Raw genomic sequence first — 12,984 nt, 5'->3', positions numbered from 1 at the left:
TCGGGTCTTTATGTACATTTTTATTTTCTCGTGGTTTTGTAAGATCAGGCGTAATTATTCAGCACAATTTTCCTTTGGTAAATCGAATGCCTTTAATCAGGCGCATAGACAACCGGACCATTTGTTCGTGACGCAATCTTATTCGGGAGCTTCTTGCCCTGTGCGGAAGCGGCAAAAACTCCCCGCCACAGGCAGGATAAGCTTTTTGATTACCATGGCAGGCTTCAGCACGCTGCCTTTGTGGCGGCTCAGACAGTTTGCCGCTTCTTTCGCACAGGCCTTTAAAGCTCTGATCCGAAACGATTGCAATGTCACTCACAAACAGCCCGATTGTCTTTTGATGGAATCAATGTGTTGAAATTAATTCACAATCTTGCATGGAAGCGTGTGGCGAATAGTTACAATCAGGTCAGTGTTTTCCGGATGCGTTCCATGGCCTCAACCACATTGGCCTTTGAATTAAAGGCGGAAATGCGGATGAAGCCTTCTCCGCAGCGGCCAAAGCCAGCACCCGGTGTGCAGACAACCCCAGCCTTTAAAAGGCGGTCAAAGAATTCCCAGGAATCGCTTTTTCCGTTGACCCATATATAAGGTGAATTGTCGCCGCCCACACAGTCAAAGCCAAGCTCTTTCATGGCGCTGCGGATAATGGCGGCATTTTCGAGGTATCCGGTGATGAGGGCCTTGACCTGCGCCTGCCCTTCGGGACTGTACACGGCCGCCGCCGCCTTCTGGATGGGGTAGGCCACGCCGTTGAACTTGGTGCAGTGGCGGCGGTTCCACAGGGCATGGAGGGCATGGGCTTCTCCCTTTTCATCATAGATCATGCAATCCTTGGGAACCACGGTAAAGGCACAGCGGGTACCGGTGAAGCCTGCGGTTTTTGAAAAACTGCGGAACTCCACAGCCACTTCCCTTGCACCGGGAATTTCATAGATGGAGTGGGGAATTTCCGGATCTGTGATAAAGGCTTCATAGGCCGCATCAAAAAGAATCAGGGCCTTGTTTTTCCTTGCATAATCGACCCACTCCTGCAGCTGGGCACGGCTGGCCGTAGCTCCGGTGGGGTTGTTGGGGTAGCAGAGGTAGATCAGGTCCACGGCCTCTTCGGGCACAGGGGGAACAAAGCCGTTTTCTGATGTGCTGTCCAGATAAACGATGCCCTGATACCGGCCATCAAGGAATTCTCCGGTGCGGCCTGCCATGATATTGGTATCCAGATACACGGGGTACACGGGGTCGGGAATGGCAACCCGGATATCTGTGGCAAAGAGTTCCTGAAAATTGCCTGTGTCACATTTGGCACCATCGCTGACAAAAACCTCATCGGCTTCAATGGCGCATCCCCGGGACTGGAAATCATTTTTTGCAATGGCTTCCCGCAGAAAGGCGTAGCCCTGTTCCGGGCCATAGCCCTTGAAGCTTTGATCTTCGGCCATTTCATCCACGGCATCATGCAGGGCCTTGATGCAGGCTTCGGGCAGTCCGTGGGTGACGTCACCGATGCCAAGGCGGATGATGGGGGTATCGGGATTGTTTTCCTGAAAGGTGCTGACACGCTTTGCAATGTCGGAAAAAAGATAGGAGGCCTTGAGTTTTTTGTAATGGCTGTTCATTCGGATCATGGACAAGTCCTTGGCTGGAGGTCATTGGGCTTTTAAAAAGGTTTTCCCTGCATGGGGCAGGGTCTTCCTGTTGTCGGGGGAAAGGCGGTGGTTTTCCCTCTCAGGAAATCTTATCGTATGGTTAAATGGGTGTCAATCCGACATATATTCTGTGATTGTTATTTTTTTCAGATTTTCTTTCTGTGTGCCTGGGGGTGGTCGGGGGCTTTTCCGGCACCCTGACAGCGGGAAAGCATTGGGAGGATTTTCGATGGATCATATTTATATTCTGAATGGCTTCCCGATTTTGTATTGACACAGACACTGGAATAAGGGAGAAGAAAAAGCAATGGTATAAAGAGTGGCTGGCCGAAAGAGCTTTTTGGGCCTTTCCGGGTATGGTGAAAATCTGAAATTCTGGCAATCTGCATTCCGGGGAGAACATGGGATGCATCTATACAGTGATCATAAGATTTCAGGCATTGGATCGGGAAAAAAGCGGCTTTTGTTCAGACACTAGATGTCAGGAGGCAGTCCCTGAAAGCCAGTGGGCGGCCTCCCGCCGATATTCGGGTTTCCTGAAGGTATGCCGTGGCCAGCCCGTCACGGAAGATTTCCTACAAATATAAGGGAAGACCTGATGGAAGAGAGTTTTTGAGAAAAAACAAAACGGAGGAGATGCACAAATGGCGGAAGAAGCAGTCAAGATAGAGAAGAAGTCGGGCAGCTTCTTCATCGACAAGGTGAAGGAGATTCTGCCGGCGGGCGGAAACCTCAATGCCTGCCTGACTTGCGGTCTCTGTGCTTCCGGCTGCCCGGCCACAGGGCTTCGGGATATGGACCCCCGGAAGTTTCTGAGGATGGCCGCGCTGGGCATGGATGAGGAGATCAAAAAGAGCGAGTGGGTATGGATGTGCAGCATGTGTACGCGGTGTATGTATGCCTGCCCCATGCAGATCAATATCCCGCAGCTGGTGTTCAATGCCAGAAAACTGACTCCCAGAGAAGAAAGACCCAAGGGCATTCTTGCTTCCTGTGACATGGCCATGAAGAATCCTACCCTGAGTGCCATGGGTACTACCCAGGAGGATTTTGAGTTTGTGGTGCAGGATATTCTGGATGAGGTAAGGGAAGAGCAGCCCGAATGGGAAGAAAGGGATCTTCAGGCTCCCATGGATAAGCAGGGTGCCTACTTCTTCCTGAACCAGAACTCCCGTGAGCCCATGGTGGAGCCTGAGGAAATGGTGCCCCTCTGGAAGATTCTGAATATCGTGGGTGCGGACTGGACCTATGGTTCCACGGGCTGGGCCGGTGAGAACTACTGTCTTTTCCTTGCCGATGATCCTGCCTGGGAAAAACATACGAGGGGGACGCTGGGCAAGGCCGATGAGCTGGGGTGCAAGGTTTTCCTCAACACCGAATGAGGGCACATCACCTTCGCTGTCCTGGCAGGACAGAAAAAGTTCAACATTGACACCAACGTAGAAAAAATCGAAAACATCTACAACTATTATGCAGACTGGATCCGTGAAGGCAAGCTTCCCGTAAATTCCGACTGGAACAAGGAGCTTGGAATCAAGTTCACGGTACAGGATCCCTGCAATATCGTGCGCAAGACCTTTGGTGACAGGGCTGCGGACAACCTCCGTTTTGTCATTGAATCCTGTGTGGGCAAGGAAAACTTCATTGACACCTTCCCAAATAAGTCCAACAACTTCTGCTGCGGCGGGGGTGGGGGCTATCTCCAGAGCGGATACAAGGAAGAACGCCTGCAGTACGGAAAAATCAAGGATGCCCAGATTCAGGCCACGGGTGCCACCTACGTGATTGCCGGTTGCCATAACTGCCATGCCCAGCTCCATGAACTGGGTGAGCATTATGGTGCCCATTACCATGTGGTGCACATCTGGACGGTCATCTGCCTTGCGCTGGGAGTTCTTGCACCCAGCGAAAGAACCTATCTGGGGCCTGAGCTTCAGGAAGTCAACCTTCCTAAAACCGAGGAAGATGACGAATAAATTATTCTGATCAGGTTTTTTGTATAGTAAAAACCCCCACCGTATCTTTAAAGATGTGGTGGGGGTTTTTGATTTTTTGGGGGGGAATGTCCGTTATAGTCCGTTGGAGGCCCGGATGATTTCCCAGGCTTCTTCTGCCGTACTGACATACTGGAAGAGGGAAAGGTCCGACGGGGATATGGTTCCCTGTTCGACAAGATAATCAAAATTGATGAGGTTGTGCCAGAATTCCTTGCCAAAAAGCAGAACGGGCAGCTTTTCCATTTTGCCGGTCTGGATGAGGGTTAAGGCTTCAAACAGTTCATCAAGGGTGCCGAAACCGCCGGGAAAGGCCACCAGTGCCTTGGCCCGCATGAGAAAGTGCATTTTTCTTATGGCAAAGTAGTGGAACTGAAAGCAGAGTTCCGGTGTGATGTAGGGGTTGGGCGCCTGCTCAAAGGGCAGGACAATATTCAGGCCGATGCTTTTGGCATTGACATCGTGGGCTCCCCGGTTGGCGGCCTCCATGATACCGCCACCGCCGCCGGTGATGACCACATGGCGGTTGGGGCCTGTGTTTTGAGAAACAAGACGGGCAAGTTTTCTTGTTTCATCGTAATAGCGGCTCATTTCCACGGCCCGTTCCGTCTGCTTCAGCCGCTGGATACGTTCCTCATCTTCGGGGGCCATGGCCAGATGCCGTCTGGCTTCCTCCATCCGGGAAAGGGCCGTTTCCGGATCCGGAAGACGGGCACTGCCGAAGATAACGATGGTGGATTCAATGCCCTCTTCGGTAAGTACAATTTCAGGCTTCATCATTTCCAGTTGAAGCCGGACAGGCCGCAGGCTGCTGCGTACCAGAAGGTCTTCGTCCAGAAAGGCCAGCCTGTAGGCCGGGGAAAGGGTCTGCTCCGTTTCTTCTATCTGCTGGGCACGCTTGGCATCCATGTCTGCGGATGGGAAAGCACCTCTGGGATATTGCATTACACTCATATTGGTCTCCCTGATTCTGAATCTCCGGTGTTTTTGTGTACCGGCTGAAGAATGATTATACCTTTGAAAGCAGGAAAAAAAAGATGTTTTTCAGGTCTTGCTTTTATTTTTTCTGCCGGATCTTTGTTTTTGTCCTTTTTTCAGCACGCCACCTTCTGTATAATAGAAAAAAGTACATTTAATACAGTCCTTATTCATATTGAAGCCCGGTAATACGTCCTATTCTGTGTCCGAACCTGCTGGTGAGGGTGCAGCAGATCTCTTATGTTTTCTGGGAGCAGGAGTTTTTTATGGTTCTGATAACAGCCGTTCTTGCCATGGGCTGCGTCTATTACGGGTATGACAGGGGTTTTGTCATTGGCTTCATGCTTGCACTCTTCCTTGAAATTCTGTCTTTGGTTTTGGTTTACAATATTTTGAAACGCAATGAAGAGCAGCTGCGTATGCAGTTTTCTTCCATGATGGAGACCCAAAGGGCTTCCATAAGCAGCCTTGAAACCATTGCGGGAAGAAGGGGGGAAACCCTGGATTTTATAGCAGGGCAGCATCCTCAGCTCTGTGACATCATCGCTGAAAAAAGCGGAGAGGCGTTTCCGCGCAGGGAGGCGGAACCTGCTTCTGCTCCGGAGAAAACGGAAGGTGCTGAGTCATAATATTTTTTTATGATTACCACTTGTTTTTCAGCTATACAGTAACTGTTCAGCACAGTTTATTCAGAACTGCCAATGCTGTAATTGCAGCAGCGTCGTAATGTTGCAAGGCTCCGTGGCTATTTGCAAGTGACATTGCAATCGTTTCGGATCAGAGCTTTGCAGGCCTGTGCGACAGAAGCGGCAAACTGTCTGAGCCGCCACAAAGGCAGCGTACTTAAGCCTGCCATGGTAATCAAAAAGTTTATCCTGCCTGTGGCGGGGGGTTTTTTCCGCTTCCGCACAGGGCAAGAAGCTCCCGAATAAGATTGCGTCACGGGCAAATAGCCTGGGGCATGTGCATCTGTCTGGCAGGTATGGTACTTGGAAAACAGTTCTGAATAATTACGCCATACAAACCTTAATCATGGAAATTATATGGCCAGATTTTACGCATGTTAGCTTAGCACCCGTAAAGGGTGCCCCTACACAAAACAGGAGCCCTAAAAACCATTCGCAGGGGCAGGCCTTCAAGGCTGGCCGCATTTAAGTATCCGCTTGCAGCATGGGTACTGACAGGCCATACAAATTTTTTTGGGGGGAAGCTTACCATGGCTGAAAAGCATGGCAATCAGATTTTGTTATGGGCTGTTTCAGTGGTTTGGGAAGGTCGTGGGCCGTTTTTTTTTAGGTGTGGGGCCTGTCTTGGGTTTGAAAAAGAGGCGATCTGCCGCCATCTGCTCAGGAAAAAAGGAATGTCATGAATAATTTATCAGGCGAAGGTTTTCAGATCCTGCTGGTGGAGGACCATGCCATTAACCGCGAGGTTGCCAAAAACATTTTACGTTCCATGGGCTTTGGTGTGATGGCTGCGGAAAACGGAAAGGAAGCCCTTGACTGGCTGGAGAAGGAAGGGCTGCCGGATCTTGTTCTCATGGATGGCGAGATGCCTGAGATGGATGGATTTGAAGCCACCATAAAAATACGGAAGCGCTATGGAAAAAGCCTCCCTGTCATTGCCCTTACCGCCCATGCCCTGAAAGGGGACAGGGAGCGTTTTCTGGCCGCAGGCATGGATGATTATCTGACCAAGCCCCTGAGAAAACAGGCTCTTGGAGAAACGCTGGCAAAGTATCTGTATTCCCGCCATGGGGAAACAGGAAGGGAGCCTGCTGTAGCCGCAGGAGAGGGGCCTGCCATTGACAGAGAAGCGCTGGTCGCCATTGTGGGAGAAAGCCCCCTTGTCCAGCGGGTTCTGTTGAGAAACTGCATAGAGAATCAGCCGCAGGAAATTGAGATAATGGGGCGGCTGTTGGAAAAAAAAGATTATGAAGCTCTGGGTAAAATGGCCCATAAACTCACGGGGGCTTTGAAGTATCTGGCTGCAAACAGGGCGGCCTCATATGGGGAGAGGCTGCAGCAGCTTCTTTGTGAGGGGGCTGTGGATCGTATTCCGGCTGTCTATGAAACCCTTTGTATCCATTGTGTGCAGGTATGCAAGGAGGCCCGGGAAATGCTGGATGCGCTGGGCAGGCAGGAAGACGCTTCTCTCCCGGCGAGGAAAGACTGATGGTATCTTACAGGTCTTATGGTTTCCTGAAAAAGGGGTCTTACCGCAGGGGTGCGGGAGGGGTGCTTTTGTTTTTTCTTGTCCTTGGCCTGCTGGGGGTCACCGGTCTTATGTGGCCCTACCGTCACCCCATTGTTTTAGGAATTCTTCTGGCCATGGCCTGCCATCCCGTGCAGAACAGGCTGGAGGTTTATACGGGCAGTAAAACCCTTTCCGCGGCCCTCACTACGCTGATGCTGGTCCTGCTTGTGGTGGTGCCGGCCTTTCTCATTACAGGGGCTGTGATCAGTCAGGGAATTGCATTCTTTCAGACCCTGCAGGCCTGGATCGTAGGGGGCGGGCCTGAGCGAATAGAGCTTTGGCTGGAGGCTTCCCTTGAGGGTATGAAGGGCGCATGGATGGATAAAATTCTGTATTTTTATCCGGATTTCAATGCCAACACCATGGATATCAAGGGGGGGCTTTTACGCACGGCAACTTCGGGCCTGCGTTTTCTTGTCCGCCATGGCGGTGTTCTGGCGGGGAATGTCGGCATATTTTTGCTGCATTTCTTTTTAATGCTTCTGGTTTTTTTCATGGTTATCCGTAACCATGATGCCATTTTATCAAAACTCTTTCACCTTCTTCCCCTTTCAGGAACGCAGGAAAAAAGAATTTTTGAGCGACTGAGACTTCTGGTCCGTTCGGTTTTTGTGGGTACCTTTATGACTTCAGCAGCCCAAGGCGCTGCCGGAGGCCTCGCTTTTATGGCTGTGGGGTTTCCGGGGATTTTCTGGGGAGCTGTCATGGCCTTTGCATCTCTCATTCCTGTGGTTGGAACGGCACTGATATGGGTGCCTGCGGTACTCTGGCTGTGGCTGGCCGGAGAGGGCGGCAAGGCCGTGGGGCTTCTGGTCTGGTGTCTGGTGGTGGTGGGATCTTTGGATAATTTTCTCAGGCCTTTTTTCATGCGCGGTGGCGCACAGATGAACGGGGTTCTTGTTTTTTTTGCCATTCTCGGTGGACTTCAGCTTTTTGGTATGGCGGGTCTTCTTTATGGTCCCCTTATTTTCGGGATGGCTTCGGTTTTTCTGTATCTTTATCAGATCGAGTTTGCCGCCTTCCTCCGGTATCAGGACAGGCATTAGCCTTTTTGCCGGAAAGAAGTCTTTTTGGGGCAGATTTCTTTGTTTAAAGGCCTCTGGCTTTGGGAATTTTTTTATATTTCGTAATTATTCAGAACAGTTTTCCAAGTACCATAGCTGCAAGACAGACGCACAGGCCCCAGGCTATTTGCCCGTGACGCAATCTTATTCGGGAGCTTCTTGCCCTGTGCGGAAGCGGCAAAAACTCGCCGCCACAGGCAGGATAAGCTTTTTGATTACCATGGCAGGCTTAAGCACGCTGCCTTTGTGGCGGCTCAAACAGTTTGCCGCTTCTTTCGCACAGGTCTGCAAAGCTCTGATCCGAAACGATTGCAATGTCACTTGCAAATAGCCACGGAGCCTTGCAACAGTACAAAGCTGCTGCAACTACAGCATTGGCAGTTCAAAATAAACTGTGCTGAACAGTTACTTTCAATGAATACACTCTGTCTGCAGGGTTGATTGGGTACCCGCAGGAAAAAGGGATGGCTGGATGATGGAAAAGGATCAGGGGGCCAGGGACGGCAGATCTTCCCGTGGAGGTCTTTGCATTCGCCTTTTGGGGAAGGGTGGCTCGGAGCATTCTGTGCGGGAGTATATCGACGCCTTGCTGGACAGAATCAAGGACGGTGGCCGGGTTTTTTCAGGGGAGCAGGATGACGGCTGCCCCGGTTTTTCCTTGGAGGACAGGGGGCTCATTTTTCGTGGAATTCCCGGAAAACGGGAAGAGGAGATCCTGCTGGATTATCTGGATGGATCGGATCATGGCGTTTTTTTTGTATCTGATATGGGCAGCCCGGCTCTTCTGCGTCTTTTTGTCAGTGGCCACTGCCCCCATTGCCCCGGCGCCCTGAGGATGCTGCTGGGTTTTCTGAATAAGGGGCCTGTTTCCCTTGAGGTGATCAGCGTGGACCATTGCCCGGATATGGCATCGGATTTTCAGGTCATGGCCGTACCCACCCTCATGCTGGCCGGAAAAGAGGATGTGTTCCGCTGGACAGGAAACCTCAATGGAAAAGATATCGAAAATGCCCTTTGTGGCATGAATCCGCAATTGCTGAGCGAAGAGAGTCTTTTGAATATTCTGGAAAGCGGGGATGCCCAGCGTCTGGTTGCCATGATGCAGGCGGAAAAAGTCATTTTTCCTGCTTTTTATAATCTTCTGATCCATGAAAAATGGACCGTGCGCCTTGGGGCCATGGTGGCATCGGAAAGCCTGATACTGGCTTCTCCGGATCTGGGAGAAGGCTTGCTGGACTGGATATGGGAAAGGCGGGAAACCCTGGATCATGCCGTTTTGGGAGACATGGTTTATCTCATGGGCTTTGGCCGTCCGGTTTTGTGGAAACCAAGGCTTGCCTCCCTTATGTCTTCATCGGGCTCAGATATCCGTGATGCCATTGAAGATGCCATGGCAGCTCTGGAGGAGGCATCCCGATGAATACCTACACCATTGTGAGACCGGAGCACCTGAATCACCATGGCTACCTTTTCGGCGGTGCCATGCTGCGCTGGGTGGATGAATATGCCTGGCTGGTGGCATCCAGGGACTTTCAGGGATGTACCCTTGTAACGGTGGCCATGGAGGATCTGCAGTTCAGAAAACGTGCGGTGAGCGGGTCTATCCTGCGGTTTGAGATTCTGCCGGAGCGTCTGGGGAATTCTTCGGTAAGATACAGGGTAAGCGTTTTTGCCGATGCACCCGGAGCCTCTGGGGAGGAAGAAATATTTTCAACCGGCGTTACCTTTGTGGGGCTGGATGAAAAGGGTGAAAAAAAAGCCCTGCCAAGGCTTGATCATTTCCGTTCCAGAATGGACTGACGGTTTTTTAAAGGGCCGTTTTCCTCCGGGCTGGCCGTTTGCCCCGTCTGCTGCAAGGCTGAATACAGGAGAAGCCTATGGGATCTGATAAGGATCATATTCTTGAAAGCCTGATTGCTGAGGGTCGGAAAAGGGATGCCATGCATCTGCTCTGTGAAATGGTTGGGGAAGCAGCAAGGCAGCGGGATTTTGTCAGGGCGGATGCACTTAGAAAAAAAATGCTGCAGGTGGACGACATGGCCATTGCCCTGATCGTTGAGGCCGGAGAATGCATAGAAGAGGAAAAAAACAGGGTCATAGATGGCAGGCACCGTGAAAACTGGAAGGAACTGTACAGCCGCATGACACCGGGAGAGCGCAGTGCCTTTTTCTTTGCCTGTGATCCCCTCCCGTTTTCTTCGGGCTATTTTCTTTTCCGTCAGGGGGAGAAAAATCAGAATCTGTTTTTTGTGGATGATGGCTGCCTGCAATTGCTTTTTTTATCCGGAGAGAGGCGTGAAAAAATTCTAAGTCGTGTGGGACCGGGCGAGTTTGCCGGAGAAGATACCTTTTTTGGCAGCAGCCTGTGTACCGAAAGCCTTGTGGGGCTTACTCAGGGCCTTTGCCGGCGGCTGTCTCTGGAGGCACTGGGGCGCCTTGAAAGGGATTTTCCCGGTTTTATCAAAAGGATTCAGACCTATTGCATCCATGCCGGAACTACGGGACAGAAACTGGCCGCCCGAGGGGTGAACCGCCGCATATATGTACGCATTCCTGATAATGGTGTTGTTGTGTTTCAGCTTCTTTGCATAGAGGGCAGTGGTAATAATGTCCTTTTAAAAGGACTGATGTCCGATATTTCTGCGGGGGGGCTTTCCTTTCATGTGTCAACATCCAATGACAGGGCCGTGCGCAGCCTTCTGGGCAGGGAGATCGGCATGAAGTTTATGGTGCCCCTGCAGGAGGGGCGGCACCCTGTGGTCTGCAAGGGTACCGTGGTGGGTATTATGCCCTGCCAGAATTGTGAATACTCCGTTCATGTGAAATTCAGGCAGTTGCTCAGGCATCATCCTGTGGTTCCTGAATCCCATTGAAATCAGCCATAAGCCAGCAAGGGGGAGGCTTTGGCAGAAGGGCTTCAGCCCCGATGCAGATACGCTTTTCCTTTACTGCTCATGCAAGATCCTCAATTTTGACAAGCATATTTTGTGTGTTATTATTTGATACACTTGTCTCTGATATTTGATACGCCAGAATCGCCAGAGGCAAAGGATGTTTGTTTTTCTTACCCTTTTTCAGGGTTTTTTCTGTTTGTCATTTTTGGCAGGATTGTTGCAATTGCTTTCTCTTACCATCATATATGGATCGGCACAGGTATCCCTGAATCCCATCGGTTTTTGGTGTCAGGCATCCGCTGACTGCAAAAAAAAAGAGTGTCACCTTGATCGGGTGTCGGTTTTTTGATTTTCTGATGTTTCAGGGGTTTTCACAATAAAGCAGATTCCCTGGAAAAGTATCCGGGGTCCATTCTTTTGGCGTATGCCGGAAAATCTGGGTGTAAGTGGCATGAAGGACGTCCTGAAGGCCAAGGAAATACAGTTGAAATCACTGCTTGCAGCAGGTCGCCGGGCGGAAGCCATGGACCTGCTTTTTGAGCTGGTGGTGATCTTTGCAAAAATGGGACAGTTTGAGCGTGCGGAAATGCTGCGTCAAAAAATGATTAAACTGGATTCCCTTGCCATTCAGCAGATTGTTGCCGCAGCAGAACGCATTGAACAGGAAAAAAACAAGGCCATTGACAAAGAGCATATGGCTCTCTGGAAGCCATGGTACACACGCCTTGCACCTGAGGAGCGCAGTGCCTTCTTCTTTGCAACGGAGCCTCTTTTGTTTTCGCCGGGGGAGTCTCTGTTCCGTCAGGGAGAAAAAAACAGATCCCTTTTTTTTGTGGACAGGGGGTCTTTGCAACTGGTTTCGGTTTCAGACGGGGGGCAGGAAACGCTGATACGGCGTCTGGGGCCGGGAACCTTTGCGGGTGAAGATACTTTCTATAAAACCAGCGTATGTACCACAAGCCTTGTGGCCTTAACGGCAGGGACCTGCCGCGTGCTCAAGAGAAAAAAACTGTTGCCTCTGGCGGAAAACGTTCCGGGACTGGCTCCCAAGCTTCAGGACTTCTGCCTTGAAGGCCGTTCTTCCAGCGCTGTTCTGCAGTCCAAGGGGATTAACCGGCGGGTGTATAAGCGTATTCCGGCTCAGGGTGTCATTGTTTTTCAGGTGATTCCCAAAGAGACCGGCCATACAGTCCCACCGGGGCTTTTTAAGGGGAGGATGTCCGATATTTCAGCAGGGGGGCTTTCTTTTTATGTGAAAACAGCCAATGATAAAAATGTCCGCCAGCTTCTGGATGCCAAGCTGGGCATGAAATTTGTGCTGGCAGCTTCAGGTAACCCGCAGCCCATGGTCTGCAAGGGGGTGGTGACGGGTGTACTCAGTCACATGGATAATGAGTATTCTGTACATGTAAAATTTTCAAAACCTCTGGATCCCATGCTTTTTGCATAAGAAAAAGGGCGGGAAATCTCCTGCCCTTTTTTTGTCTGATTTTTCATAAAGAAACAGGCAAGCTGTTTTTTTGGATGCTTAGGGTCTGGCTACTTCCGCTTTGTAATTTTCGATGGCCTGGGTAATACCCTGAAGTCTGGCTGCAACGGCCTGACGCTCGTCCTGGGAACTGGCAAAGGTCTGAGCTTTTTTAAGAAGTTTTTCCACCTTATCAAAATCAGGTGTTCCCCGCTTCCGGGATTCCTCTATGGCCTGCTCCATATAGAAATTAAAGGCCAAAGGCATGACCTCGCTGCGGGTGTATGCCTCCTTTGCCACTTCGGGTCCGGCAACGCCGGGCAGGGTCAGTATATGATTTTTGCCTCTGGGTGAGAAAGCTCCCTGCCAGATTTCAATGGAATCTTTATTGGTTTTTATAAAGTACTGGCTTTTATTGTATATACTGGAGCCGATGATCAGGACAAAAAGGGCGGCAAAGCAGGCGCCTGCGGTCAGCATATTTTTAAATATGGCCTCTGAGCGTGCTTTCTTTTCAGCCAGCATGCGGGCTTCTTCTTCCTCAGCCTGTATGCGGGCATCTTCTTCGGCCCTTATGCGGGCGGCTTCTTCGGACTGTTTTCTTGCTTCTTCCGCTTTTTCAGCCTTAATTCTTGCTTCTTCCTCAGCTTTTTTCTTTGCTTCCTCTTCAGCCTTAATTCTTGC

The 12,984-nt window shown here is 50.7% G+C and carries 12 protein-coding genes; 9 read left to right on the top strand and 3 right to left on the bottom strand.

Translation table 11 applies throughout. From position 1 onward, the window contains the following. Nucleotides 1-404: 404 nt before the first annotated feature. Nucleotides 405-1,625, bottom strand: a complete 1,221-nt coding sequence (locus tag LZ24_RS08575; protein ID WP_144684563.1) for an LL-diaminopimelate aminotransferase — start codon at nucleotides 1,623-1,625, stop codon at nucleotides 405-407. 665 nt (nucleotides 1,626-2,290) lie between these two features. Here LZ24_RS08575 and LZ24_RS08570 point away from each other — a divergent pair. Continuing rightward, a complete protein-coding gene (locus LZ24_RS08570; protein WP_144684561.1) occupies nucleotides 2,291-3,622 on the top strand; it encodes a (Fe-S)-binding protein in 1,332 nt (443 codons plus the stop codon). 93 nt (nucleotides 3,623-3,715) lie between these two features. Here LZ24_RS08570 and LZ24_RS08565 read toward each other — a convergent pair whose 3' ends face one another. Beyond that, nucleotides 3,716-4,594, bottom strand: coding sequence for an LOG family protein (locus LZ24_RS08565; protein WP_144684559.1), 879 nt, complete (start codon nucleotides 4,592-4,594; stop codon nucleotides 3,716-3,718). 290 nt (nucleotides 4,595-4,884) lie between these two features. Here LZ24_RS08565 and LZ24_RS08560 point away from each other — a divergent pair, with 290 nt between their 5' ends. The 8 genes from LZ24_RS08560 to LZ24_RS08530 all read left to right on the top strand — a co-directional run bounded on the left by LZ24_RS08560 (nucleotide 4,885) and on the right by LZ24_RS08530 (nucleotide 12,282). After that, nucleotides 4,885-5,247: a hypothetical protein gene (locus tag LZ24_RS08560; RefSeq protein WP_144684557.1), complete on the top strand. Its 363-nt coding sequence runs from the start codon at nucleotides 4,885-4,887 to the stop codon at nucleotides 5,245-5,247. Between the two features lie 587 nt (nucleotides 5,248-5,834). Continuing rightward, the gene (locus LZ24_RS17205; protein ID WP_186443014.1) at nucleotides 5,835-5,987 is read left to right on the top strand and encodes a hypothetical protein; all 153 of its coding nucleotides are present in this window, start codon (nucleotides 5,835-5,837) and stop codon (nucleotides 5,985-5,987) included. After that, the gene (locus tag LZ24_RS08555) at nucleotides 5,984-6,793 is read left to right on the top strand and encodes a response regulator (protein WP_144684555.1); all 810 of its coding nucleotides are present in this window, start codon (nucleotides 5,984-5,986) and stop codon (nucleotides 6,791-6,793) included. The genes LZ24_RS17205 and LZ24_RS08555 overlap by 4 nt, the downstream gene beginning before the upstream one ends. Beyond that, the gene (locus LZ24_RS08550) at nucleotides 6,793-7,920 is read left to right on the top strand and encodes an AI-2E family transporter (RefSeq protein ID WP_186443013.1); all 1,128 of its coding nucleotides are present in this window, start codon (nucleotides 6,793-6,795) and stop codon (nucleotides 7,918-7,920) included. Before LZ24_RS08555 ends, LZ24_RS08550 begins: the two co-directional genes overlap by 1 nt. A 490-nt stretch (nucleotides 7,921-8,410) precedes the next feature. Continuing rightward, nucleotides 8,411-9,358, top strand: coding sequence for a thioredoxin family protein (locus LZ24_RS08545; RefSeq protein ID WP_144684551.1), 948 nt, complete (start codon nucleotides 8,411-8,413; stop codon nucleotides 9,356-9,358). Then, on the top strand, nucleotides 9,355-9,738 hold the full coding sequence (locus LZ24_RS08540) for an acyl-CoA thioesterase (protein WP_144684549.1): 384 nt from the start codon (nucleotides 9,355-9,357) through the stop codon (nucleotides 9,736-9,738). Before LZ24_RS08545 ends, LZ24_RS08540 begins: the two co-directional genes overlap by 4 nt. Before the next feature lie 77 nt (nucleotides 9,739-9,815). After that, nucleotides 9,816-10,811: a cyclic nucleotide-binding domain-containing protein gene (locus LZ24_RS08535; protein WP_144684547.1), complete on the top strand. Its 996-nt coding sequence runs from the start codon at nucleotides 9,816-9,818 to the stop codon at nucleotides 10,809-10,811. 505 nt (nucleotides 10,812-11,316) lie between these two features. Next, nucleotides 11,317-12,282: a cyclic nucleotide-binding domain-containing protein gene (locus LZ24_RS08530; RefSeq protein ID WP_186443012.1), complete on the top strand. Its 966-nt coding sequence runs from the start codon at nucleotides 11,317-11,319 to the stop codon at nucleotides 12,280-12,282. A 78-nt stretch (nucleotides 12,283-12,360) separates the two neighbouring features. Here LZ24_RS08530 and LZ24_RS17200 read toward each other — a convergent pair. After that, a partial coding sequence (locus tag LZ24_RS17200; RefSeq protein ID WP_281282281.1) for a hypothetical protein occupies nucleotides 12,361-12,984 on the bottom strand: 624 nt, incomplete at its 5' end.

The sequence above is a fragment of the Desulfobotulus alkaliphilus genome (assembly GCF_007830435.1).
In the GTDB taxonomy this organism is placed as follows: Bacteria; Desulfobacterota; Desulfobacteria; order Desulfobacterales; family ASO4-4; genus Desulfobotulus; species Desulfobotulus alkaliphilus.
Note: the sequence above shows the minus strand (reverse complement) of the source record. Positions and strands in the feature narration are given on the sequence as shown.

What these genes read in the sequence shown, in the direction of transcription:
- LZ24_RS17205 (WP_186443014.1), top strand. Translation starts at nt 5,835, where the DNA reads ATGGCTGAAAAGCATGGCAATCAGATTTTGTTATGGGCTGTTTCAGTG.
- LZ24_RS08565 (WP_144684559.1), bottom strand. Translation starts at nt 4,594, where the DNA reads ATGAGTGTAATGCAATATCCCAGAGGTGCTTTCCCATCCGCAGACATG.
- LZ24_RS08540 (WP_144684549.1), top strand. Translation starts at nt 9,355, where the DNA reads ATGAATACCTACACCATTGTGAGACCGGAGCACCTGAATCACCATGGC.
- LZ24_RS08575 (WP_144684563.1), bottom strand. Translation starts at nt 1,625, where the DNA reads ATGATCCGAATGAACAGCCATTACAAAAAACTCAAGGCCTCCTATCTT.
- LZ24_RS08545 (WP_144684551.1), top strand. Translation starts at nt 8,411, where the DNA reads ATGATGGAAAAGGATCAGGGGGCCAGGGACGGCAGATCTTCCCGTGGA.
- LZ24_RS08550 (WP_186443013.1), top strand. Translation starts at nt 6,793, where the DNA reads ATGGTATCTTACAGGTCTTATGGTTTCCTGAAAAAGGGGTCTTACCGC.
- LZ24_RS08560 (WP_144684557.1), top strand. Translation starts at nt 4,885, where the DNA reads ATGGTTCTGATAACAGCCGTTCTTGCCATGGGCTGCGTCTATTACGGG.
- LZ24_RS08555 (WP_144684555.1), top strand. Translation starts at nt 5,984, where the DNA reads ATGAATAATTTATCAGGCGAAGGTTTTCAGATCCTGCTGGTGGAGGAC.
- LZ24_RS08535 (WP_144684547.1), top strand. Translation starts at nt 9,816, where the DNA reads ATGGGATCTGATAAGGATCATATTCTTGAAAGCCTGATTGCTGAGGGT.